Source organism: Paeniglutamicibacter terrestris, from assembly GCF_012271785.1.
GTDB classification, from domain to species: domain Bacteria; phylum Actinomycetota; class Actinomycetes; order Actinomycetales; family Micrococcaceae; genus Paeniglutamicibacter; species Paeniglutamicibacter terrestris.
The window spans coordinates 810,526-833,979 of the sequence record NZ_JAAWVT010000001.1 but is presented as its reverse complement, the minus strand read 5'-3'; the positions used below and the strand labels follow the sequence as shown (position 1 = coordinate 833,979).

The following is a 23,454-nucleotide window of genomic DNA, read 5'->3' as shown; positions in this document are numbered from 1 at the left end:
TTAGTTAACCTGCAACGACGAATCTACGCTGAGTCTTCGAAGCGAGCCTGGTTGTTGGATGGAGCATCTCACGACGCGGGGTGCTCCCTGTAGACGGGGCGGTTCAGGTAGAGGGCTCCCTTTGTGGAGTGGTGGGCAGCGATCTTCTCAGGGGGTGGGTGGTGAAACTCCTGCTTCGATCTCGAGCCGGTGCAAGGAATTGGCCAAGTGCACGCGCATGGCCGCCGCAGCGGACATGGCATTGCCCGAAGCGATGGCATTGCGGATGCTCAGGTGTTCCTCCGCGACCTGTTCCAGCCGGGGGAGTCGGACCGATTCGGTTGAATCGAGGCGCTGGCGTGGCATGGCAATCATGGCCGGGCCGAGGTGGCGCACCGCGTCCAGAAAGTAGGGGTTTCCACTGCCGGCGGCCACGGCCGAGTGGAACTCGAAGTCGCAGCTCATGGACAGTGCTGCGTTAGTTCCCGCGTTGCGGAAGGCTTCGAGTGCCGTATCTAGCGCGGGCAGGGTATCGGAGCTCCCTGCAATTGCGGCAGCGGCGGCCGCCTCGGACTCAAGCCCCATCCGGAACTCGAGCAATTGCCGGCGCTCGGACAAGGTCCTGGGGACCCTAGCTTGCGCACCGGTTTCCGGGGCTGGGGGAGTGAGGGCAAAACTGCCAGCCCCGCGGCGCGTATGAACCAATCCTTCGGCCTGCAGCCGGGTCACCGCCTCGCGCACCACGGTGCGCGAGACTCCATGCTCGGCGATCAGGGAGTTCTCGCTCGGGAGCTTGTCTCCCGGGGCGATTTCTCCGGAACTGATCTGCTCACGCAGATGTTCAACCAGGCCGGTCGTCAGATTGGGTTTCATAGAAGGAATGCTTTCATGCGCGCCGCGGTGAGGAGCTTAGGCTCGGCCGAATTCGACGGTGTCGGTGGTCCAGGCGCGGGCCTGGTCGCTGAAAGTGAAGCCGAGTCCCGGACGGTTGGGGACCAACATGCGACCGTCCTTGGTCTCGAGGCGCTCGTTGAACAACGGATCGAGCCAGTCGAAGTGCTCCACCCAGGGTTCGCGAGGGTAGGCGGCGGCGAGGTGCAGGTGGATCTCCATGGCGAAGTGCGGTGCCAGGTCCAAACCCGCCTGATCAGCGAGCGTGGCCAGACGCAGGAACTGGGTGATGCCGCCGATGCGCGGGGCATCGGGCTGGATGATGTCGCAGGCGCGGGTGGCAATCAGACGTTCGTGCTCGGCCACGGAGGCGAGCATTTCGCCGGTGGCAATCGGGGTGTCCAGGGCTGCGGCGAGTGCGGCGTGGCCCTCGGCATCGTAGGCATCAAGCGGTTCCTCGATCCAGACCAGATCGAACTCCTCTAGCTTGCGGCCCATGCGCAGTGCAGTGGCGCGGTCCCACTGCTGGTTGGCATCCACCATCATGGGCACGTCCGGGCCGATGTGCTCGCGCACCGCGGTGACTCGACGCAGGTCCTCGGAGGAATCGGGCAGACCGACCTTGATCTTGATGCCGCCGATACCTTCTTCGATGGACTGGGTGGCGCGGTCCTTGATCTCGGCGATGGAGGCGTTGAGGAATCCGCCGGAGGTGTTGTAGGTTCGCACCGAATCGCGGTGGGAGCCGAGGAACTTGGCCAGCGGCAGGCCCGCGCGCTTGGACTTTAGGTCGTAGAGGGCGATGTCGAGTGCGGCGAGAGCCTGGGTGGCGACACCCGAGCGTCCGACCGAGGCGCCTGCCCACAAGAGCTTGGTGTAAAGCTTGGCAATGTCGTTGGGATCCTCGCCGATCATGGTCTCGGCGACTTCCTTGGCGTGAGCGAACTGTGCCGGCCCGCCAGCGCGCTTCGAGTAGGAGAAGCCCAAGCCTTCGTGGCCTTGCTCGGTGGTGATCTCGGCAAAGAGGAAGATGACCTCGGTCATCGGCTTCTGGCGACCGGTGAAGACCTTCGCGTCGGAGATCGGGGTGGCCAGGGGCAGCCGCGCGGTGGACAACTTGACGTGGCGAATGGCATCGGGTGTGTAGCTCATGGCGGGTCTGTGCTCCTGGGAGTGAATGGCGAGGCTGTGGTGCTGAACACAACTTATCGTATAAGTCTAAGACTTATTACACAAGTGATTTCGAGTAATCGGCTCAACAAATTTCCCGGACGGTCATGAACGTGGGGCCTCACTTGGGTAGTTGGTCATTAGGGGGTGGGATTGACTGATGAAAAGTGCCGCCTTGTACCGAAGGTGCAGAGCCGGTGATAGATCGCAGACAATCTTTGCCGATCCCGCGATCTCGCACCGGCTTCTTGCTGTTTAGGCGGTGGGGGAGGCAATCTGAATAGCGTTCCAGGACGCGCAGAGTGGTGACACATGATCGTTAACGAAGGCCACGTGTGCGGGAGCCTCGATGTATGCGCGCCATGACTGCTCGTCAGCGAACTCCGCAATGATGACAACTTCGGAATTTCCCGAATTGAGACCGAGATCGGATCCCGACTTGAATGAGGCGACACCCTCGATCTGCGAGGGGAGGGCCGCCATGGCGGTGCCGAACGCTGCACGCTGTTCGGCCGTGCTCTGTTCGGTGAAGGTCATGCTCCATACGTGGGTAATCATGGTGGTTCCTTTGTTCGTGAGGGTTTTTGGGTTTACCTGTGAAAATCTGGTGACGGCATATCGGGAAGACATAGGGTGTCCGGGTCCAGACGGGCTGCCATTTTTCGGATCAGTGGTTCCAGGGCAGGACGACTAGTTTGCCGCGAGCCTCGCCCGACTCCATCAGCGTGTGAGCCTCACGGATCTGGTCGAGTCCGAAGACTCGATCGATGGGAACTGTCGCCCGCCCGGAGGCCGCATCGTCAAGGAAAGATTGGAGCACCTCGGGGGGCAGGTTCTCCGAGGACCCGGAATAGGCGGTCAAGCGCACTCCCTGTGGCAGGTAATCGATGGGATAAAAGCTCTCCACCGTCCACTGGTTGGAGAGCATCCCGGTGAAACACACGGTGCCATGGACGCGGACAGAAGCTAAGGTGTCCGGCAGCGTGGGGGTTCCCACGAGCTCGATGGCACCATCAACGCCATCCGGCAGGATCCTGCGGACCTGATTGGCAACCTTGCCATCGTCCAGAAGGACGTGGTCAACGCCCAAATCTTTGAGTGCCTGAACCTTCGAGGGGTCGCGTGTTGTGGAGAGCACCGTCGCGCCGAGGCGTTTGGCCAGTACCGCTGCGGCCATCCCGACCGATGATGTGCCGCCACGCACCAACAGGCTTTGGCCGCCAGTGAGATCCAGCCCGATGCTCAGCGACCCGTAAGCGGTCTGCAGCATTTCGGGAATGGCGCCAAGGACGTCCCAAGGAAGATCCGAGCTGAAGGGGATCACCTGAGACGCTGGGACGCACGTGTATTGGGCGTATCCGCCATCAAAGGTGCGACCCATCCCTCCCATCATGGTCATCACCTGTTGCCCGGGCGCGAAGGTACCGGAGGGATCGAGATCGACCACGCCCACGGCTTCAATGCCCAGGACGCGTGGATAACTCACCGAATCCCCGGCAAGACCGAGTCGGGTGTGAAGCTCGGAGCGGTTCAATCCGAAAGCCTCGATCTTGATCCGGACGTCGCCTGGGTTCGGAGTAGGAACCGGTAATTGCCTCAGGTGCAGATTGGTGACAGGTCCCGGTTCGTCGATCATGATGGCGCTCATGCTCTGGTTCACGTGGTTTCCTCCTGTGCTGTGGTGGCCTTTAGGACCCCATGGATCCAGTCTCGCTCGGCACGATTTGTTGCCCGGGCCGAGATGAGGATGCCCTGGCGGTAGGGGTCGGTGAGTTCTGCAGCGCGCAAAGGCTTTTGGCCGTCGTAGAAGAAGCTCGCGGGCTGTTCAAGGTAGTCCAGGCGCCTTCTCAGGACGGCGTTGCGCTCGGTCTCCAGCGGCAGCATCGAGAGAAAGCTGAGCACCACAAAAAAGCGGCTACCGTCGGTGATGTCATGATCGGTGGCGTCCCGTAGTCGGGCCATGAGTCGTTCCCTGCCGGCGTCGGTGAGGTGCAGGGTCTGTCGTGGCGCACCCGACTTGCTAGCCTCGGACTCGCGGGTGATGAAGCCCGACTTCACCAAGCGGGCGATCGCCGGGTACAGCGTCCCGTCACTGATGGTGCGGGCGTAGCCATGAAGATGCTCCATCTGGCGGCGAAGTTCATAACCGTGCAGTGCGCCCTCGGCCAGGAAACCTAAGATCATTGTTTCAATCACTCTTCCAGTGTAGTACCTCGATTCGCTATACCTCGAATCGAGGTACTAGGATGAATTTCTGCCAGCGCTGACGCGGTAGCAGAAGCCAACAGTTTGTCAGGGAAAGAAGAATTGATGATCGAGTTCAGGGCGGTAAGCAAGTCCTTCTCCGGTGGTGCAGTCGCGGTGGAGGAATTCTCCTATGTGCTGCCCTCGCATCGGACGGTGGCCCTGGTGGGGTCCTCGGGCTCCGGCAAAACAACATTGCTGCGGATGGTCAACCGCATGCTGGAACCAGGCTCGGGTACCGTGCTCATCGACGGACGCGATGTGCGCGAGTTCAACAAGGTCGCCCTGCGCCGGTCCATCGGCTATGTGATGCAGGACGGAGGTCTGCTGCCACACCGCACCGTGGCCGAAAATATCTCAACCGTTCCGGTGCTTAACCGCGTTTCGCGAAAAGAGGCCAGAGTAACCGCCCTCGAACTCCTTGAGCAGGTTGGCCTCGATCTCACGCTTGCCGACAGGTATCCAGCCCAACTCTCCGGTGGACAGCGCCAACGCGTTGGAGTGGCCCGTGCTCTGGCCGCGGATCCCAACATCCTGCTCATGGACGAACCCTTCGGAGCAGTGGATCCAATCGTGCGCCGTGAGCTGCAAAACCAGCTCCTCGCATTGCAATCTCGCCTCGGCAAGACCATGGTTTTTGTCACCCACGATATCGACGAGGCGCTGTTACTGGGCGATGAGGTGATAGTTCTTCGTTCCGGTGGCCGCATCGCTCAGGTGGGACCACCGGCGGAGATTCTCGCGGCACCCGCCGATGCCTTTGTACGTGACTTTATCGGAGCTGACCGTCCCGAGCGTGTGCTGCGTATCGTCGAGACCCAGGGGCGGAAGGTAGTTCTTGATCAGGCCGGCCGCCCGGCCGGAGTACTGGCCTCATGACCTGGTTGTCAACGAGTTGGCCTCGGGTACTGGAGCTCACCTGGTCTCACCTGTTATTGAGCCTTCCCGCAATTCTGCTCGGAATCATGGTTGCCGTTCCGCTGGGCAGGATCGCCTCGCGGTGGCCGCGGCCGGGCGGCATCGTTTTGGGTGCGGCGAGCCTGCTTTACGCGATCCCCGCGCTGCCGCTGCTGATCATCATTCCCTTTCTCTTCGGATTCCCCCAGCGCTCGCCGACGACATTGGTGGTGGCGCTGGGTGTGTATGCTGCTGCCGTCTTGGTACGCACCTCGGCTGACGCGTTCACCTCGATCGACTCGAAGGTTCGAGAATCCGCCATCGCGACGGGGCATTCCGCCGGTGCGATGTTCTGGCGAGTGGATTTGCCGCTCGCCGTTCCCGTCTTGGTTTCGGGCATCCGCGTCGTCACCGTCAGTACCGTCGGACTGGTGACCATCTCGGCTTTAATCGGCGTGCCGAGCCTGGGCACGCTGTTCACGGATGGCTTTCAGCGCGGCATCACCGCCGAAGTCATCACCGGGATCCTGGCGGTCATCGTTGTGGCCTGCGTCCTTGACGCGATTTGTGTCGTCATTGGCCGGAAGCTCACTCCATGGTCACACACAAGATCCCAGCCCAAACGCACCCACGAACCGGCCGGGGAGGCCAAGGCATGAGCATGTTTCTCGAAGCATTCACTTGGCTCGCAGACTCTGCCGCGTGGATGGGGGCAACTAGTATCGGACATCGACTGGGACAGCACCTGATCATCACCATGATCGTTGTGGGCATCGCCGCCGCCATCGCCCTACCGGTGGGCATCGCCATTGGCCACACTGGCCGCGGCCGTGGGTTTGTTATCGCCGCAGCGGGTGCGGCCCGTGCCGTTCCAACGCTGGGTTTGCTGACGATTCTTGCTCTCGCCATGGGCATCGGCATCACAGCGCCCATCGTTGCACTTATTGTTTTGGCCGTCCCGCCTCTGCTGGCCGGAACCTATGCCGGCATCGAGAACGTTGAGCGGACAACGATCGATGCAGCCCGGGCTGCAGGTATGAATGAATTCCAGATCATCGTTCACGTCGAGCTCCCACTCGCCGCTCACGTCATTCTCGGGGGATTCCGCTCGGCAACACTGCAGGTGATCGCCACCGCCACGCTTGCTGCCTATGTCTCGGACAGCGGCCTGGGACGATACATTTTCGCCGGCCTCAAATCCCGGGACTACCCCCAGATGCTGGCAGGAGCGCTCTTGGTTGCCGCCCTAGCGATCCTCATCGATCTCGGTCTTTCCGTTCTACAACGAATGGTCCGTCGCTCCGTTGAACCACGTATGCCCCGGCCGCGCTCCCGCGTTGCCGGTCCTTCCTTGAAAGGAGCCTCATGAGGCACCGAAAAATCCTGGCAGCACTAGCACTCTCCAGCTTCCTGCTGCTCACTGCCTGCTCACCCGGTGCGCAGAATTCCGTAACTTCAGATACTGCCGACAACAAGAACACGCCCATCGTGATCGGGTCCCAAGATTATTACTCGAGCGAGATCATCGCGGAGATCTATGCCCAGTCCTTGGAATCCAAGGGATATTCGGTGGACCGCCAGTTCCGCATCGGTCAGCGCGAGATTTATGTCCCGGAGATCGAGGCCGGCAGCATCGATCTCTTCCCGGAATACAGCGGACCGCTGCTTCAGTACTGGGTGCCGGATACAACCGCGCGGCTCGCGGATGACGTATACGCCCAACTTGCTCAGTCCACGCCGGACGGCCTGCGGGTGCTTGACCAGTCCGGTGCCACCGACCAAAATTCGTACACCGTGACTCGCTTGTTCGCCGAGAAATGGGGGCTAGAGACCCTTGATGATCTGGCCAAGGTCACCGACCCCTTGATGCTCGGTGGGAACTCGGAGGGCGCGACCCGCCCGGACGGACCTGTTGGTATGAAAAACCTGTACGGCGTTGATCTTGATTTCACGCCCATCGAAGATGGTGGGGGACCGTTAACCGTCAAGGCCCTCAAGGACGGTGCCATCAATCTGGCCATCATCTACTCTGCAGATCCTTCCATCGGGCGAAACGATCTTGTACCGCTCAAAGACACCGAGGGCCTGTTCCTGGCCTCTCATGTTGTGCCACTGGCCAGTGACAACCTAGACGCCAATGCCACGGAAGCCATCAATCAGATCAGCCAAACGATGAGCGACAAAGAACTTGTCGCCCTGAACTCCCGCAGCCTCGACGAGGAGCTGCCAGCAGAAACCATTGCTCGCGACTGGCTGAGTGATAAAAACCTTCTCTGATTCATAACCATCAGCGGATCTTTAGTTTGAAGTGGGGCTGAAATCCCTATCTTCAAGACCCGGCTTGCCCATGGTTGCTTTCGTCTCGAGCTGACTGCTGGATGCCTTATCGGGAAGTGCCGTGGCGAGTCGCTGGTGTCTTCATTCGCACTTTTCCATCGTGGCTGCCGAACGTAGCCAAGATGGAAAAATCGGCACTGCCGGAGGCAAGGTCGTATAAGCGAGTTGTACGGTGATTTCATCGGTCCCCGGTGTGCCCGAGTGTGTTTAACAAGAAAGCCGTGCACCCGGAGCAGCTGCAGATCTATCTGCCAGCCTGCTGGTTTCAGCAACAGTTCGGAGAGGTCAAATCCTCAGGTTGGCACTCACCCATACTTCATGGGGTGGCTACACGGTGTCTTGTGCGAGCAATTCACTGGTGCGCACGATGGACGCTCGCCGCCGTTGTAGATCGGGTGCCCCGGTAAGTACCAGGTGGATGTTGGGTGTCGACACCCAGGCGTTGCAAAGGGTCACGATGGTCAGGAGCAGGTCTTCGGCTTCCCTCATGGTGGCCGACGGTAAAGCGTTCTGGATTTCGGCCACTTTGCCCGTTGAGCGCAGGGCCCTCTGCTCGGCACCGACTGGGTAACCACGCTCCAATCCTTCCCACACGGTGAGTCGCGCAAGCGCGGTACGCGTGGTGGAGAAATCAAAGTAGCGGCCCGCGAAATCGGCGACGGCCTCCGGACCTGTGCCCCGAACAGGTACGTCATCCAGGGCGGTGACCAGTTGTTGAACGAGGGCAGCTTCAAAGAGCCCGATCTTGTTGTCGAAGTAGAAGTAGATCCGCTCGCGGTTGCATCCGGATTTCTTGGCGATCTCCTGAATTCGAGCTCCGGCAAAGCCGCGCTCGGCAAACTCGTCGATTGCGGCATTCAGCAGTTTCTGCTTTGTTGCTTCCGTGTCCCAAGCCATGGCACCATCCTATCTCCAACTAAACGTTTGGTTAGGCGCAGTGTTGTGTCGTAGGCTTTCTCCAACTAAAAGTTTGGAGATTGCGTGGATCACGAAGGAAAAGCACTCGCCGCAGATGAGGTTGATGCACACCACGAGAGAATCGTCGGGTTAGCTTCAGTCCATGTAAGAGCAGTGGTGACGTGGCTGGCAATTTTTCCGCTTGTCGCACTGGGCATGTGTCTGTTGTCTCTGATCGGGCCGCGCTGGAATCCGGTCTTACGGGCGCTCGTACTAACTCTCATTGTTGTGCCCACAACGGTCTACTTCGTCGTTCCGCGACTACTATCCCTCTACGCGAGAGCAGCGTCGATCAATCGACGAAAAAAGGGTATGCGAGCCATGAAAAGGCAGCTCAAGGCCAACCACTAGGCCAAGGCAAACTTCATCCCGCATGGGTGGAAAGACGGGAGCCTCGTAGCCGGCCAAGCGATGAGTAGCTGGAATCAGGTGTCTCTTCCAATACCCTAATCTGGCCTCAGTCGAGCGGGGTTCCGCGACTGAGGCCAGAGTGTCCATGGGGCAACGGCCAAGGTGCACATGATCCGGATACTTGAGGGGATCTGTCACCTTCCACCAATTGCTCGCCGTTATCAAACGCGCGAGGGCAGGTGATCATCTCCCTCATATGTGAGCTTATGATCGCCACGAAATGTCATCTTTGAAGCCACACGATTCTGCTAACAATGGGTCGTCACCGTTTAGACTCACCGTCTAAATGCACGTATCTAATCGCAGCAGCCCCATTTGGCTGCGTTGGATTTAGGGGTGGCGGATGAGTTTCTTGTTGGCGAATTCATTGAGTCCGAACTTTCCCAGTTCACGGCCGATGCCAGAGGCCTTGACGCCGCCGAATGGCAGGTCGGGGGCGCTCTTGATGGTGGTGTTGATGCCGACCATGCCAACTTCTAAGCGGTCGCTCACATATGCGGCTTCCTGTTGGTCGTTGGTGAAGACTGCTCCACCTAACCCGAACGGTGAATCGTTGGCCAGCTCGATGGCTTCTTCGGCGGAAGCAACGCGGTGCAGGACGGCGACGGGCCCGAACAGCTCCTCGTGGAACGCTCGCATCTCGGGGGTGACTCCGGAGAGTACCGTTGCTGGGTAATATGCGCCCGGGCCTTCGGGAATCTGTCCACCGGTATGGACGGTAGCGCCCTTGGTGATCGCGTCGGCAACCTGGGCCGATAGGTCTGTCCTGGCTTGGAGTGAGGCCATGGGGCCCATTTTTGTGGATTCCGCCAACGGGTCGCCGGTGGTGAATTCCTGAGCGTGCTCCACGAAGGTCTCCACGAACGTTTCCCATTGGGATTCATCGACGATCATGCGCTTGGAGGAGGAGCAGATTTGTCCGGCGTTGCGGAAGCGGCCCTCGGCTGCGGCCTTGGCTGCGGCGGTGGCATCGGCGGAGGAGAGGACGAGGAACGGATCGGAGCCTCCGAGTTCCAGCACGCACTTCTTCATGTATTTTCCGGCCTGCGCTCCAACGATGCTTCCGGCGCGCTCCGAACCGGTGAGTGAGACGCCTTGGAGTTTGGGGCTGGCAATCAGATCAGCGATTTGATCGGAGGTGGCGAAGATGTTTTGGTAGACGCCTTCCGGGGTTCCGGCCTCACGCAGGATTTGTTCGATGCGTAGGGCCTGTTGGGGGCAGCTGCTCGCGTGCTTGAGCAAGATGGTATTTCCCAGCAGTAGGTTCGGTGCTACGAAGCGTGCCACCTGGTAGTAGGGGAAGTTCCAGGGCATGATGCCCAGCAGTGGGCCGATTGAGGCTGTTCGCACTACGGCTTGACCGGAGCCGGCAATTTCGAGTTCTTCGTCGGCTAGCAGGGTGGTTGCCTCGCGTGCGTAGTATTCGTAGATGGAGGCGGAGAGCTCGATTTCGCCCTTGGCTTGGGCTAGGGGCTTGCCCATTTCTAGGGCTGTCAGGTGTGCCAGCTCGGTGCTGTGGGTGCGGTGTGCTTCGGCGATGGCGAAGAGTACCTTTTGGCGTTCTTTTAGGTCCTCGCGGTGCCAACTGCGGTAGGCCGATGCCGAACGCTCTAATGCCGCTGTGGCCTCGGCGTCGGTGAGGCTGTCGAATTCCTCGAGAACTTCACCATTGGTCGGGTTAACGGCGGCATATTTCTTCAATCGAATCTCTCCTGGGTCGTTGCAAGGCCGCAGGGAGGCCGACAGTATTGTCGGTCTCCCCGGGGTTCGGATCTTTGGGTTAGACGCCCACGGACAGCTGGGAGTCGGTGGTGAAGTTGGGGAAGCCCAGTTTCAGTTCTTCGCTCACCACGGCGCGGTAGTTCTTCAGGCCGCCGAGGTAGAAGAGGACTGAGGGTTTTTTGCCGGGAATGTTGTGTCCGAAGATCCACGAATCAGCCTTCGGGAACAACGTTGCGTTGGCAATCTCGGTGCAGGTCTCGGTCCACTTCGCTTCTTGCTCGGGCTTAACATCAATCCACTGGGTGTCGCTGCCCTCGATGATCTTAATGGCCTCGCCGATCCACTCGACCTGCGACTCGATGGCCGGAACTAGATTGGTGAAGGGGCTATTTGGGCCCAGGATCATGAACATGTTGGGGAAACCACTAGTGGCAATGCCCATGTAGCTGGTGGGGGCGTCCTTCCAATGCTGCTTCAAGGTTTCGCCGCCTCGTCCGGCGATGTCGACGCGGACGTAATTACCGTCCACCGCATCAAAGCCGGTAGCGAAAACCAAGACATCCAATTCATGTACGGTGCCATCTGCGGTGACGATGCCATCCTCAGTGAGTCGGCTAATCGGGTTCTCCTTGATGTTCACCAGGCTGACGTTGGGCCGGTTGAAAGCTTCGTAGAAGCCGGAGTCGCACTGTGGGCGGCGGGCATAGAGATCGGTAGGTGTCAGGTTCTTCCTGGTCTCCGGATCCTTGACGATCTCGGCGATCTTCTTGCGGATGAATCGTGCTGCCTCTTCATTGGCGTCCGCGTCGGTGGCCATGTCAGAAAACGTCTCAAACATGAAGCGGAAACCGCCACCTTCCGTCCAAGCCTCCTCGAAGACGCGCTCACGTTCCTCGGCCGAAACACTGAAGGTCGGGACCGCACTTTCGGTGAAGCCGAAAGCCACCGACGAGTTGCGCACCTGTTCCCAGGTGCTGTCGAATTTCTCCTTATAGGCCTTTTCCTCATCGGCGGACAAGGAACGGTTCCCCGCCGGGACGCTGTACTGCGGCGTGCGCATGAAGGACGTCAGGTGACCCGCGATCGGGGCGGTGGCGGTAATGACCTGGTTGCCCGTCGATCCATTGCCAATGACACCGACTCGCTTGCCGGTGAGGTCCAAGTCCTCGGGCCAAGCGCCGGTGTGCACCACGGTTCCCTTGAATGATTCGATGCCATCGATCTGGGGCATGTGGGTGGCAGAGAGCAGACCCAGGCCGGTGATTAGATACCGGACTTCGTAGGTGATTCCACGATCTGTGCTGACCGACCAGGTTCCGGTTCTTTCGTCAAAGGATGCTCCGGTCATTCCGGTTTCGAGTCGAATGTGCTCGCGCAGTTCAAAACGGTCAACGACTCCATTGATGTAAGAGAGGATCTCAGGTTGGCGCACGTACTTGTTTCGTAGCGGCGCATCCGTGTACAGGTCGCGGTCGAAGGAATACTGGTAGACAAAGGCTTCGGAGTCGGACAGTGCTCCCGGGTACTTGTTCCAGTACCAGGTACCACCGACTCCGCCTGCTCGATCGATGGCCACGGCGTTCATGCCGAATTCGTTGCGCAGCTTGTGCAACGAATAGATGCCACCAAAACCAGCACCAACTACGAGTGCATCGAGCTTGTACGTTTCCGCTGAGACGACGTTGTCCATGGGTCAATCCTCCGAGTTATTCGAGTGATGCAGTTCACTTTGTTATTCAAGTGTGTGCCGAGCACCCTCGGTTCATGCGTTCCACTTTGGAACACAATTAGGCCTCTCAGTGGACGACTATTGATGCCTCTGGCGCAATAATCTGGAATGCGTTGGATCCACTAGTAAGATCTTGATTCCAGTGGAAAATCAGGGGCAATGGGGGTGGGAGTGAACGATCCAATTCGTGAGGCGCGCGACCGCCTGATCCACGAAGGGCTGCAAAGTGCTCTACGTGGTGTCCACGGTGTGCCGGAATTGGTTGAACGAAGCTGGCGTAGGTCGGTGGGCAACGCCGTTGAAAGCTCCAAGCCACCGAAATTTCGTGAAGAAATCGACCTTGAATCGGTGTTGCGACGTGCAGCCGTTCCGGTACTTGAGCATTGGCAAAACCAGCTGGCTGATACCGGGACTACGCTTTTCCTCAGTGATCGCGGTGGCCAAATCGTGGCACGACGTTCCAGCGACCCGGGCGAGTTGCATCGCCTCGACCGGGTCCACGCGGCCGAAGGGTTTGACTACTCCGAGGATTCAATTGGGACCAATGCGTTGGGAACGTCGCTCGTTGAAGCCGTCCCGCTATTTATCAAAGGAAGCGAACACTTCAGCGACGCACTGATGGTCAACGCTTGCGCTGCGGCACCACTGTTCGCCCCCAACGGTTTAGTAGTTGGCTCGATTGCCCTCGGCAGCTCGCGTGAAGCGGCCAATCCTATGATGCTCTCGATGGTCAAGGAGGTCGGACGGCAGATCGAGAGTCGATTGCGTTCTTCCTCGCGCCCTCAAGATCTTGCCTTGGCGCTCTCGTTCATGCGCTACAGCAGCGCAGCGCGACCCACGGTAGTCATGGATCAGGAAACGGTTCTTGCCAACACCCCTGGCATTCCCTATGTGACAGTGGCAACCCATGTCATGCTCTGGGAGCTGTTTCGATCGCACGATTGGTCGCGGCGGCCGCATTTTAGTTACGAGATAGAAGCCGCCGCTCTAGAAGTAACCGCCCGCCGCGTCACCGACGCCGCGCACGAACACTACATCGTGCATTTTACCGATATGGCGAGCTCAGCGCAGATCCTTTCCGTAACGCCGGGCAGCGGCACGACATCCTTCAACGCTGCTGCCGGGCTTCCCCCAGCCCGCCGGACCATCGGCGCGGTGGGCCTCGTCGAAGGCCCTCGAGGTTCAGGACGCTCCATGAGGATCCAACGGTTGCGGCGGGGGCTGCCCGTCGTTCTCCGTGATGATTTCGTGGCTGCTGCAGGCGAGGATCTGCCGTGGGACAAGATCAACAGCTCGCTGGGCAACGGCCGGGATGTTCTGATCCGCCGTTGCGAGGAGCTAGGGCCGGATGGGGCCCTGAAATTCTCGGATGTGTTGAAAAAGCATCAACAGACCTGGGCCGTCGGAATGCGCTCGAGTACCTTGTGGATCACGGTGTCAATGGATGCAGCAGTCCCGGCCTTGCGCTCCGTTGTGAGGGATCTGAAACCTCTTGAGCGCACGTTTGCCCTCGACGCCGCCCCGGAAACAATCCCTGGTCTGGTCAAAGACATCTTGGAAACCGTCGATGCCGAGGCCAGGCATACGATCTCTCCAGCCGCACTCCACGCAATGACCCGGTGGAACTGGCCGGGCAACATCGTTGAGCTGAAACAGGTTGTCACCAGCGCCGTCCAGCAAATCCACGGCTCGGTCATCGAGCGGCGCCACCTGCCCAGCCACATCCAGATGGCTGCGCCACGCAAAAAATTGGGAATGATCGAATCCGCGGAACGCGACGCGATCGTCAAAGCGTTGGCGGCCACGGGAGGCAACAAGTCCGAGGCCGCGGAAATCCTGGGCATCGGACGCACCACTTTGTATCGACGGATCCGTCAGCTGCATCTGGAAACAGACGAAAAATCGATCTGAGCTAAGACTCTGCGGGACCTCGGCGACCTCGGCGACCCCGAGCACCGAGCGGCACTGACTGTTCGCTGACTGTCTTGCCCGCATTCGCCGGGCCAGATCGCCGGCAGCAGCCAGCCGCCCCGGCACCTGTGCTTAGGCGTCGGGGCGACTGGCGGCTCGATATTCGAGATGCCTTTATCCATGAAATATGCGCGCGATTCGCGGGAGAAGCATGACCTTCTACTTGGTGTTGTCAGCTTTTGCGGCTGCCAACGAGCATCGCCGACAAGAAGCAGCTGGGCTCTAGACCAGGACCATTCCGCCGTCGATCATGATGATCTGGCCGGTCATGTAGTCGGAGTCCGCGGAGGCGAGATACAGGGCGGTGCCGGTGACGTCGTCCGCTGTGCCGGGGCGGCCGAGGAGGATTCCACTAGAGAACTCGGAGAACGCCTCGCCCGGTGCCTTGCTGTCGCCTAGTTCCATCAGATCGAGATCGAGTTTTTTCCACAAGGGAGTATCCACGACACCCGGTGCGAAGGCGTTGCAGGTGATGCCGTGCTCGGCCAAGCCGCGGGCGGCGGCCTGGACCAACGCGGTGACAGCGAATTTGCTGGCGCTGTAGGGAACAAAATTCGGGTAGCCCTGCCGTCCCGCGATGGAGGAGGTTAAAACGAGCTTGCCGCCGGTGCCCTGGGCGATCATTGCCTTGGCCACCTCCTGCTGGCAAATGAGGGACCCAAGACCATTGATGTCGAGGGTCGTCCGCCAGTTTTCCTCCGTGACGTCGAGGAAATGCATGGGTTTGATGATGCCAGCGATGGCGAAGAGGACATCGATGCCGCCGTACTCATCAACGCTGGCCTGGACCGCAGCAGCCACGTCCGAGCGCTCGGTGACATTTCCGGCGACAACGATGGCTTGGCCTCCGTTGCCCGCGATCTCCTCGGCCACGGTTTTGGCGGCCACCTCGTTGAGATCGAACAGAGTCAGGCGGGCACCCTCGGAAGCCAAACTCAACGCGATGGCTCGTCCCATCCCGCTGCCCGCTCCGGTAACGAGGATCCTTTTGTTTTCGATGCGTCCAGTCATGATCTGTGGTGACTCCTTGGTCTCGGTGATGGGTAATTCCCCTGGCCGTGGAACAGCATTGCGACGCACCATGGCGGTTCGGGTTTTATCAATACTGTGACGACAGGCACACTGGTGACAGGATGTGTTCAAAATCTGAACAGCTTCTTTCCCTCCGCCCACGCGGCCACCCCCTCGGCTTTATCCGGTCCGCAGGAATGGAATCGTGAGGAAAAACTTCGCTCAGACCCAGAGGATCACCATGTCAGTGACGGCCCCGGAACGGGCGCCCTTGGCGCGCATTGCCACAAAATCGCTAGCCTCGGCCCGCCAGGCGCTCGAGGACACCACCACGTGGTTGGCAGTGAGTGACGTCGACGGGCGTGTCGTATACCAATGGTCCTCCACAGCACGGCTGCGGCGGCAGCTCGAGCGCGCCGATGTCTCCACCGGCACTCAGTTGGCGCTGAAATCAGCGGGTGCTAATGGAATCGGAATGGCACTGGAACGCAAGGCGCTTGCCATTATCCGCGGAGCAGACCACGACGATGAACGCTGGCAATCGCTGACCTGCGCCGCGATCCCGTTGCTGCATCCGCTGAACAGGCAAATGCTCGGAGCGGTCAATGTCACGTGTCTGGATACCGAGGCCAACCCCTACCTGAAACTGACCTTGAAGCACGTCACCGAGGCAATTCAATCCACCTTGATGCGCGCTTCCCAAGCTCGCCACGGCCGTTTGCTTGAAAAGCATTTACGAGTCAAATCCGGGACTCGTGCGGTGGTGCTCACTCTTGATCGGTACACCATGATCGTTGATGACGGTGCTGGCCAAGGCACCATTGACCGCACGAAGATCTGGGCGCTCGTGGAGGCAGCAGGAATTGGCGCGGCTGAACTGGTGCTGCCCACCGGGGAACATGCCCAGATCCTGCCGATTGACCCAGCGGATCCGGCCAGAGGATGTTCCTTGGTCATGAATCGTTTTGATCCGGGGGCTTTTGTACAGCTTGGTCGCCGCGCTGAGCGCGCGTGCGACCCGACGGCATCGAACAGCCCACTTCAGATGGCTGAACGTGAAGTCATCGCAGAGATGCTGCGCGAATGTAGTGGCAACAAGTCGGAGGTCGCTCAGAAGCTGCAGCTCTCGCGGGGTACCTTGTACGAGCGGATTCGCCGCTACGGACTCTGATACCAGACTGCCCCCGGACTTGTGCCAGGTTCAGCGACTCGGCGTACTCTTCACGATACGGGGCAGTGCAGGAGTTTCGCTGTTTACTCTTCCGAGTCCGGTTGCGCGTTCTCGATTCACGCGATGGCCATAATGGGGCCGTGGCCAGTTGGCCACCACACGGGTTTTTCCTCCCACTATTGCGCAGGGTGCATCAATCGGGTCAAAACCAGTATTGGACGTGACTCGATTGCGGGTGCAACGCTGAGGTCTACCGGTTACGCAATGTGAAATATGGGCGATCGTGCGCCCCTGCATCAGCTGTCTTGAGAGTCGCTTCGCGACCAGTGGCCGTGACCACCCATTGGCCGCAGCAGTATCGGCATTCGATGCAACGAAGCTGCTGGCCACAACACCTAGTGAAAGGAATTCCATGCGCGCAGTCATTTACAACGGAGTAGGAAAGATTGATGTGCAGGACCTGCCCGTGCCAGAAATTGGTCCCAAGGATGTCCTCGTGAAGAATATGCGTGCCGGGCTCTGTGGCACCGACTTGGGTGCGTACCTGCACGGTGGTGACGATGTTGGGATCTTGGTGGGGAACCAGATTGGTCATGAGTTTGCCTCTGAGATCATCGAGGTCGGCCCCGGCGTCTCAGACCCGCGGATCGTTCCAGGTCTGCGCGTGTGGATCAATCCGTCGAACTCCGCCCGTTCGGGCGAGGGACGTTCCTTCCTAGAAATTACTGACTCTGCTGGGGGCCTTTCGCAATTCATAGCGGTGCAGGAAGCAGAAATTGGTTTCAACCTTTTCCCGCTCCCGGAGAACGTCACCTGGGACCAAGCGGCCCTGATCGAACCTCTGAGTGTTGGAAACCACGCGGTGAACACCGCGAATGTAAAGCCAGGCCAGAAGGCATTGGTCTTCGGTGCGGGAGCTGTGGGACTTAGCGTGCTGTGCAACCTACGGGCACATGGCGTTGACCAGGTAATCGTTTCGGACATTGAGGAAAACCGGCTCAAGGTCGTGGAACAGCTCGGCGGCATCCCCGTTAATGGACTTCAGACCGACCCGATTCAGTTCGCCATAGACCAATTTGGTGCCGTGGAAGATATGCAGGGCAACAAGAAGCCCGACATAGACGCATACTTCGATTCCTCCGGGGCACCCAACTCCATTCCAGACTACGTCCGTGGCGGCAAACCAGGCTCCGCCATGGTTGTTGTGGCCATTGGCCACAGTTCGATTGAAATCCCACACTCTGCATTTGTGCTCTCGGAACTCAAGGTGCTCGGATCGCTGGCGTATTCGGTCGAGGATAATGCCGAAGTCGTTGCGTTCCTCGCTGAGGAAAAATATGATCCTACGCCGATCATCACCCACCACTTTGCCCAAGAGGACGTTGCCGAGGCCTTCGAAACGGCCGTGCGAGACAAAGGAAGCGCGATCAAGGTCGTTGTTAACGTCCACGCCTGAACCTTATTTAGTGGCATCGCGGCAACGGCTCCGGTGGCAGAGAAATCAGCTGGACCAACAATAAATACGAAGGAAGTAAAGAACATGGCACGGATCGAAAATGGCAAAGTTGCACTCGTTACCGGTGGCGGACAGGGCATTGGGCAGGCTACCGTGGAGCGGCTGCATGCCGATGGATTCAAGGTGGCCATCGCCGATTTGAATTTGGAAACTGCGGGCCAACTCGCCCAGAAGTTGGGCGGAAAGAAAGGCGGGGCGATCGCCGTCCACGTTGACGTGGCTGATCGCGATAGCGTGTTCTCGGCCGTCGAGCAGGCCATGTCCGAATTCGGTGGATTTGACGTCATCGTCAACAACGCAGGCATCGCACCGCAATCCCCGATCGAGGAAATTACACCGGAGAGCATTGCAAAGATCTTCTCCATCAACTTCAACGGTGTTGTATGGGGCATCCAGGCGGCCACCGAGGCGTTCAAGAAACTGGGTCACGGCGGCAAGATCATTAGTGCTGCCTCGCAGGCTGGCCATGTGGGCAATCCGGGTATTGGCCTGTATTCCGCGACGAAGTTCGCCGTGCGTGGTTTGACTCAAACAGCGGCCAAGGATCTGGCCAAATATGGAATTACGGTCAACACCTATGCTCCGGGTATTGTCCGGACTCCACTGATGGAGGACTTGGCGAAAAAGACGGCAGAATCCGCCGGGCAGCCAGAAGCCTGGGGCTGGGAACAATTCACCCATGGGATCACCCTTGAACGCCTCTCGGAGCCATCGGAGGTCGCAGGCATTATCTCGTTCCTGTCCGGACCGGACTCGAACTACATCACGGGGCAGTCGATCCTGGTCGACGGAGGAATGGTCTTTAACTAATCTTCAGCTTTGCCCGCTGGCCAGTGCCCCGTTGACCGAACGTCAGTCAACGGGGCATTTGTCATGGCCCCGAATCCCGGGAACGCCCAGATCCTCAGCCTCAGGTTTAGGTTCAACCCCGATAGGGAAACCGAGACTAAATTCTTGCCCATATTCGTCAAATTCACCGCGGTTGGTAACGCTCTAGGCTATGGCGTGAACGTTTCGGGGGAATTAACAGGAACAGAGTAGGTATTGCCTCCATCCGCAGTTCTGGGTTCAACCTCCGTAGGGTGATCCCAGATGGACTTGGCCTCGTTGACTACCCGCGGCAGGGCGGGATTTTTATTGCCGGACAGCCATGCCATCCGCAGCTCAATGGGGGTGGTAACGTCCGTAATGGGCACGAACCGCAGATGTTCATCCTGCACATTCTCCTGCACCGAGTCGAGCGTGAGTAGGACTCCGATTTCGGCGGCAACTAAGGCCAGAGCGGTCCAAGTATCGGGTGCCCGTTGCACGATGTTCGGTTCAAAATTTGCCGCGTGTGCCAACCGGATGAGCCGATCGTGAAGGACAGACTTGGTATCCGTTAATTCGACGAACTGCTCCGTAGCCAGAGCCTTGAAGTTGATGGCCGTGGCCTCGGCCAGTGGGTGGCCCCGAGGTACCGCAAGGACGAGGGATTCCGTGCAGACCAGACACGATTCGACGTCCGGTGGCAGGAAGTCCCAGCGGCCAAGGCCGATGTCGACCTCTCGTTTGAGCAAGCGGTTCAGGGCGTCCTGAGCAAAGCCCTGGCTGTGGAAAGTTGTGCTGATTCCGGGATAGGACTGCCTGAGTCCACGCGAAAGCTTTCCGACTAGGCGGTGCGTGGAAGCGCCAGCAAAAACGATATCGATGTGTCCGCTTGCTCCGTCCACCGCAGACTTCACATGGCTTCTTGCTTCCTCGATCGCCTCGAGAATCTTGCGTGTGGAGGCCAAGAGGCTCACTCCAGCAGCCGTCAATTCCACCCTGCGGGTGCTGCGTTCAAAGAGTTTGGCGCCAAGCGATTTTTCAAGCTGTGCCACAGCCCTGCTCACTGGAGGCTGGGCCATGTGCAATCTTTCCGCGGCACGCCCAAAGTGTAATTCCTCTGCGACGGCCATAAATATCGATAGCTGGTTGAAGTCCATAACATCCCTTCAAAATAGGTATGAATAATTCCCATATTAGGTATTGGACGCGCACTAATCAACAGTGGGAGAGTGAAGTAGCCGACAGCTCAACGCACGACGTGTACATCTTAGGGAGCACCCATGAACAACCAGCCCCACGACATCAGTGACTTGACCGGGCCGATGGACTCTACGTCGGGCCCGCTGTCGGGCATTGTGGTTGCCGATTTGAGCCGTGTGCTTGCCGGCCCATACGGAACCATGCTTCTAGCAGACATGGGTGCCACCGTGATCAAGATCGAAAGCCGGCAGGGCGATGACACACGGGCTTGGATGCCGCCGGTGCTCGATGGGAAGTCGACATACTACATGTCAATTAACCGCAACAAGCGCTCCGTGGCATTGGATTTTAATGACCCCGAAGACCTAGAAACCGCTCGACGCATCATCGGTCGCGCCGATGTAGTGGTGGAGAATTTTAAACCCGGCTCGCTGGCGAAGTACAACCTTGACTACGCCACCATTGCCGCAACGCAACCCGAGGTCGTTTACGCTTCAATCACAGGTTTTGGAACAGCCGGGGGAGGAGCCCTACCCGGATACGATCTGATGGTCCAAGCGATCTCGGGACTCATGGACCTCACCGGCAGCCCGGAAACCGAAGGGTTCAGGTCTGGGGTGGCGATCTTTGATGTCATCACGGGATTGCACACCACGATCGGTATCCTGGCTGCCTTACGCGAGCGCGAGCACACCGGTAGGGGTCAATTGGTGGAAACGAACCTTCTGTCCTCGGCCCAATCCGGGTTGGTTAACCAGACTGCAGGGTACCTGCTCAGTGGATCCGTTCCCGAACGTATGGGAAACGAACACCCGAGCATCTATCCATACGAGCCGTTCCCCACCGCCCAGGGACCGCTGATCATTGCCGTGGGCAACGACGGACAATTCCGACGGCTTTGCAACGTATTGGGGATTCCCGGGATCGCCGCCGACGAGCGTTTTTGCACCCCGCCGCTGCGCAGCCGCAACAGGACCGAGCTTCGGCCAATCCTGGTGGATGCACTGTCCACGAACGATGCGCAGTCATGGTTTGACCTGCTAACCGAGCAAAACGTCCCGGCCGCACCAATCAACAGCATTGCACAGGGAATTGATTACGCCGAGTCGATTGGGCTAGATCCCGTCGTTCGGGTGGGGCCAGCGGGGGAGATGCCCGGGATTCGCCATCCAATCGGATTCTCCCGCACGCCGGCGCGCTACGACTTACTCCCTCCGGACCTTGATGCTGACCGCGAACACATCTTGAACTGGCTGGGGGCCGAAAGCCGCCTAGCTGCGCAATCTCGGGCCTAAGCCCAATCCACATCGCTCGCCTCCACCAATTCCTTAGGAGCCATTATGACTGCGATTGCAGCCTTCGAGGACATCAACTCTGATTTCCTCAAGATCGACCAACTGCTAGGCGGCGACGACCGTACGCTGGTACTGAAGCTCCGCGATTTCGTCAACGCAGAGGTCCTACCGATCATCAACGAACACTGGGAAACAGCGGATTTCCCGTACCATCTGATTCCGAAGATCGCGCAGCTGGGCATCATCGGAACTTCCATCAGCGGCTACGGTTGTCCCGGGCTGACTCGGATGCAAACCGGTCTGGTGGCCATGGAACTCTCCCGAGGCGACGGCTCCTTCAACACCTTTAATGCGGTGCACTCGGGTCTGGCCATGGGCACGATCTATCTCCATGGCTCCGAGGAACAGCGTCAGCGTTGGCTGCCCCAGATGGCTCGGTTGGAGAAGCTTGGCGCCTTCGCATTAACCGAGCCCGACCATGGATCCGACACTGTCGCATTGGAAACCTCGGCAAGATTCGAAAACGGGGAATGGGTACTCAACGGTGCGAAGCGTTGGATCGGACTTGGACACGTTGCGGATCTGGTCATCGTATGGGCCCGCGATGAAGCCGATGGCAAGGTCAAGGCCTTTGTCGTGGAGAAGCAGGACGGGCAGTACCCACAGGGCTACTCCGCTGAGGCCATTACCGGAAAAATCGCCAAGCGCGGCATTCAGCAAGCTGCTATAACCTTGGAGAACGTCAAGGTGCCGGCGGGCAATCGCTTGGAAAATGCCCGTGGCTTCCGCGCTGTCACCGCGGTACTGAATCGGACTCGCACCACGGTTGCGTGGGAAGCACTGGGGCATGCTCAGGCATCCTACGAGTTGGCCGTCCGATACTCGCAGCAACGCAAGCAATTTGGCCGGCCCATCAGCCACAACCAACTCGTGCAGAACAAGCTAGCAACTATGCTGGCTGACCTGACCGCTATGCAGCTGATGTGTGTGCGTTGCGGACAGCTCCAAGACCAGGGAGACCTGACCCAACAGCAGGCCTCGCTGCAGAAAATGTTTGTCTCCGACAAAGCCCGCGACTTATGCAGGGATGCTCGTGACCTGATGGGCGGCAACGGCCTGCTTCTGGAAAACCACGTGGCACGCCACATGCTGGACATGGAAGTGGTCCACACCTACGAGGGCACACACTTTATTCAGTCGCTCATCGTCGGTCGAGAAATCACCGGTCACAATGCCATTTCATAAGACGCGGGAACCACACGAGGTGTCTGCAGTAGCCACACGACAGGTCGAGGAAATGAAGCAGTGACAGGAGAACAGGATTTGATGCCGTCGGTTGAACACGTGACTTCAGCTGAGTACTCGGCTTTTGGGAATTTTGAGGCTATTCGAGTAACCGAATTCGAGGACCGGCTCATCGCCCAGCTTGATCGTCCTGCTGTGCGTAATGCTATTGATCAGGGCATGGTTGCTGAGCTGCATGCCATCTGCGGGTACCTCGAATCGGCGCCAAAAATCCTCATTATTACTGGAACGCCGGCTGATCCGGTCGCCGGTACCAAAGCATTTTTTGCTTCGGGTGCGGATATTTCTCAGCTGCGGGACAGGCGCCGCGATGATGCCCTGCGCGGGATCAATTCCACGATCTTTTCTAGGGTCACGGCGCTGCCGATGCCTGTGATCGCGGCTCTGGATGGCTTTGCATTGGGTGGTGGTGCGGAATTGGCTTATGCCGCGGATTTCCGTATTGGTACTGCGCAGTTGCGCGTTGGTCAGCCCGAGGTGGGACTGGGGATCATGGCCGCCGCTGGTGCGGTGTGGCGGCTTAAGGAGTTGGTCGGTGAATCGTTGGCCAAGGAAATGTTGATGACCGGAAGAATTCTCTCCGGGACGGAGTGTCTAGCGGCCGGGATTATTTCCGAATTGGTGGAACCAGACTCGTTGATCGAGGCTGCCGGGGCTTTAGCTGATCGGATTGCCAAGCAGGATCCCTTGGCGGTGCGGCTGACAAAGCTCGCTTTTCATGCCCCGCGGGAGGCTCATCCCGTTATAGACACACTTGCTCAGGGAATCCTTTTCGAGTCTGATGCCAAATTCGAGCGAATGGATGGTTTTCTTGCGCGCAAGAAAACCTCGTAGAACA

At 59.0% G+C, this 23,454-nt stretch carries 21 protein-coding genes; 11 read left to right on the top strand and 10 right to left on the bottom strand.

The window, feature by feature from the left end:
- Positions 1-147: 147 nt before the first annotated feature.
- The 5 genes from HED64_RS03790 to HED64_RS03770 form a co-directional block, all read right to left on the bottom strand.
- Positions 148-852, bottom strand: coding sequence for a FadR/GntR family transcriptional regulator (locus HED64_RS03790; protein WP_168150731.1), 705 nt, complete (start codon positions 850-852; stop codon positions 148-150).
- Between the two features lie 36 nt (positions 853-888).
- Entirely contained in the window at positions 889-2,022 is a 1,134-nt protein-coding gene (locus tag HED64_RS03785; RefSeq protein WP_132360119.1) for an L-talarate/galactarate dehydratase, read from the bottom strand.
- 273 nt (positions 2,023-2,295) lie between these two features.
- Entirely contained in the window at positions 2,296-2,598 is a 303-nt protein-coding gene (locus HED64_RS03780) for a Dabb family protein (protein WP_168150730.1), read from the bottom strand.
- A gap of 109 nt (positions 2,599-2,707) precedes the next feature.
- Positions 2,708-3,700: a zinc-binding alcohol dehydrogenase family protein gene (locus HED64_RS03775; RefSeq protein WP_342590643.1), complete on the bottom strand. Its 993-nt coding sequence runs from the start codon at positions 3,698-3,700 to the stop codon at positions 2,708-2,710.
- On the bottom strand, positions 3,697-4,224 hold the full coding sequence (locus tag HED64_RS03770) for a PadR family transcriptional regulator (protein WP_210149182.1): 528 nt from the start codon (positions 4,222-4,224) through the stop codon (positions 3,697-3,699). Before HED64_RS03770 ends, HED64_RS03775 begins: the two co-directional genes overlap by 4 nt.
- Before the next feature lie 126 nt (positions 4,225-4,350).
- Here HED64_RS03770 and HED64_RS03765 point away from each other — a divergent pair, with 126 nt between their 5' ends.
- The 4 genes from HED64_RS03765 to HED64_RS03750 are packed head-to-tail and all read left to right on the top strand — an operon-like array spanning position 4,351 to position 7,458.
- Positions 4,351-5,163 (top strand): ABC transporter ATP-binding protein, encoded by an 813-nt coding sequence (locus HED64_RS03765; RefSeq protein ID WP_168150728.1) that lies wholly within the window; start codon positions 4,351-4,353, stop codon positions 5,161-5,163.
- Positions 5,160-5,840 (top strand): ABC transporter permease, encoded by a 681-nt coding sequence (locus tag HED64_RS03760; protein WP_168150727.1) that lies wholly within the window; start codon positions 5,160-5,162, stop codon positions 5,838-5,840. The genes HED64_RS03765 and HED64_RS03760 overlap by 4 nt, the downstream gene beginning before the upstream one ends.
- Positions 5,837-6,550 carry an ABC transporter permease gene (locus HED64_RS03755; RefSeq protein ID WP_168150726.1) on the top strand — a complete coding sequence of 238 codons (714 nt, stop codon included), beginning with the start codon at positions 5,837-5,839 and terminating at the stop codon, positions 6,548-6,550. The genes HED64_RS03760 and HED64_RS03755 overlap by 4 nt, the downstream gene beginning before the upstream one ends.
- Complete coding sequence (locus HED64_RS03750; RefSeq protein WP_168150725.1) at positions 6,547-7,458, top strand: ABC transporter substrate-binding protein; 912 nt, start codon at positions 6,547-6,549, stop codon at positions 7,456-7,458. The genes HED64_RS03755 and HED64_RS03750 overlap by 4 nt, the downstream gene beginning before the upstream one ends.
- Before the next feature lie 387 nt (positions 7,459-7,845).
- Here HED64_RS03750 and HED64_RS03745 read toward each other — a convergent pair whose 3' ends face one another.
- From HED64_RS03745 to HED64_RS03735, 3 genes are all read right to left on the bottom strand, one after another.
- A complete protein-coding gene (locus tag HED64_RS03745) occupies positions 7,846-8,415 on the bottom strand; it encodes a TetR/AcrR family transcriptional regulator (protein ID WP_168150724.1) in 570 nt (189 codons plus the stop codon).
- An 801-nt stretch (positions 8,416-9,216) separates the two neighbouring features.
- Positions 9,217-10,587 (bottom strand): NAD-dependent succinate-semialdehyde dehydrogenase, encoded by a 1,371-nt coding sequence (locus tag HED64_RS03740; RefSeq protein WP_168150723.1) that lies wholly within the window; start codon positions 10,585-10,587, stop codon positions 9,217-9,219.
- A gap of 79 nt (positions 10,588-10,666) precedes the next feature.
- Entirely contained in the window at positions 10,667-12,298 is a 1,632-nt protein-coding gene (locus HED64_RS03735; protein ID WP_168150722.1) for a flavin-containing monooxygenase, read from the bottom strand.
- Between the two features lie 210 nt (positions 12,299-12,508).
- Here HED64_RS03735 and HED64_RS20140 point away from each other — a divergent pair, with 210 nt between their 5' ends.
- On the top strand, positions 12,509-14,248 hold the full coding sequence (locus tag HED64_RS20140) for a helix-turn-helix domain-containing protein (protein ID WP_168150721.1): 1,740 nt from the start codon (positions 12,509-12,511) through the stop codon (positions 14,246-14,248).
- A gap of 282 nt (positions 14,249-14,530) precedes the next feature.
- Here the strand turns inward: HED64_RS20140 and HED64_RS03725 are convergent, their stop codons facing one another.
- Positions 14,531-15,319 carry an SDR family NAD(P)-dependent oxidoreductase gene (locus HED64_RS03725; protein ID WP_168150720.1) on the bottom strand — a complete coding sequence of 263 codons (789 nt, stop codon included), beginning with the start codon at positions 15,317-15,319 and terminating at the stop codon, positions 14,531-14,533.
- Positions 15,320-15,560: 241 nt separating this feature from the next.
- Here HED64_RS03725 and HED64_RS03720 point away from each other — a divergent pair, with 241 nt between their 5' ends.
- From HED64_RS03720 to HED64_RS03710, 3 genes are all read left to right on the top strand, one after another.
- On the top strand, positions 15,561-16,490 hold the full coding sequence (locus HED64_RS03720; protein WP_168150719.1) for a helix-turn-helix domain-containing protein: 930 nt from the start codon (positions 15,561-15,563) through the stop codon (positions 16,488-16,490).
- 412 nt (positions 16,491-16,902) lie between these two features.
- Positions 16,903-17,946, top strand: coding sequence for a zinc-dependent alcohol dehydrogenase (locus tag HED64_RS03715; RefSeq protein WP_168150718.1), 1,044 nt, complete (start codon positions 16,903-16,905; stop codon positions 17,944-17,946).
- A gap of 84 nt (positions 17,947-18,030) precedes the next feature.
- A complete protein-coding gene (locus HED64_RS03710; RefSeq protein WP_168150717.1) occupies positions 18,031-18,816 on the top strand; it encodes a (S)-acetoin forming diacetyl reductase in 786 nt (261 codons plus the stop codon).
- Positions 18,817-19,004: 188 nt separating this feature from the next.
- Here the strand turns inward: HED64_RS03710 and HED64_RS03705 are convergent, their stop codons facing one another.
- Complete coding sequence (locus tag HED64_RS03705) at positions 19,005-19,973, bottom strand: LysR family transcriptional regulator (RefSeq protein WP_168150716.1); 969 nt, start codon at positions 19,971-19,973, stop codon at positions 19,005-19,007.
- 123 nt (positions 19,974-20,096) lie between these two features.
- Here HED64_RS03705 and HED64_RS03700 point away from each other — a divergent pair, with 123 nt between their 5' ends.
- The 3 genes from HED64_RS03700 (at position 20,097) to HED64_RS03690 (ending at position 23,450) form a co-directional block, all read left to right on the top strand.
- Positions 20,097-21,311: a CaiB/BaiF CoA transferase family protein gene (locus HED64_RS03700; protein WP_210149180.1), complete on the top strand. Its 1,215-nt coding sequence runs from the start codon at positions 20,097-20,099 to the stop codon at positions 21,309-21,311.
- A 45-nt stretch (positions 21,312-21,356) separates the two neighbouring features.
- On the top strand, positions 21,357-22,556 hold the full coding sequence (locus HED64_RS03695; protein WP_168150715.1) for an acyl-CoA dehydrogenase family protein: 1,200 nt from the start codon (positions 21,357-21,359) through the stop codon (positions 22,554-22,556).
- 81 nt (positions 22,557-22,637) lie between these two features.
- A complete protein-coding gene (locus HED64_RS03690; RefSeq protein ID WP_168151124.1) occupies positions 22,638-23,450 on the top strand; it encodes an enoyl-CoA hydratase/isomerase family protein in 813 nt (270 codons plus the stop codon).
- Positions 23,451-23,454 lie beyond the last annotated feature (4 nt).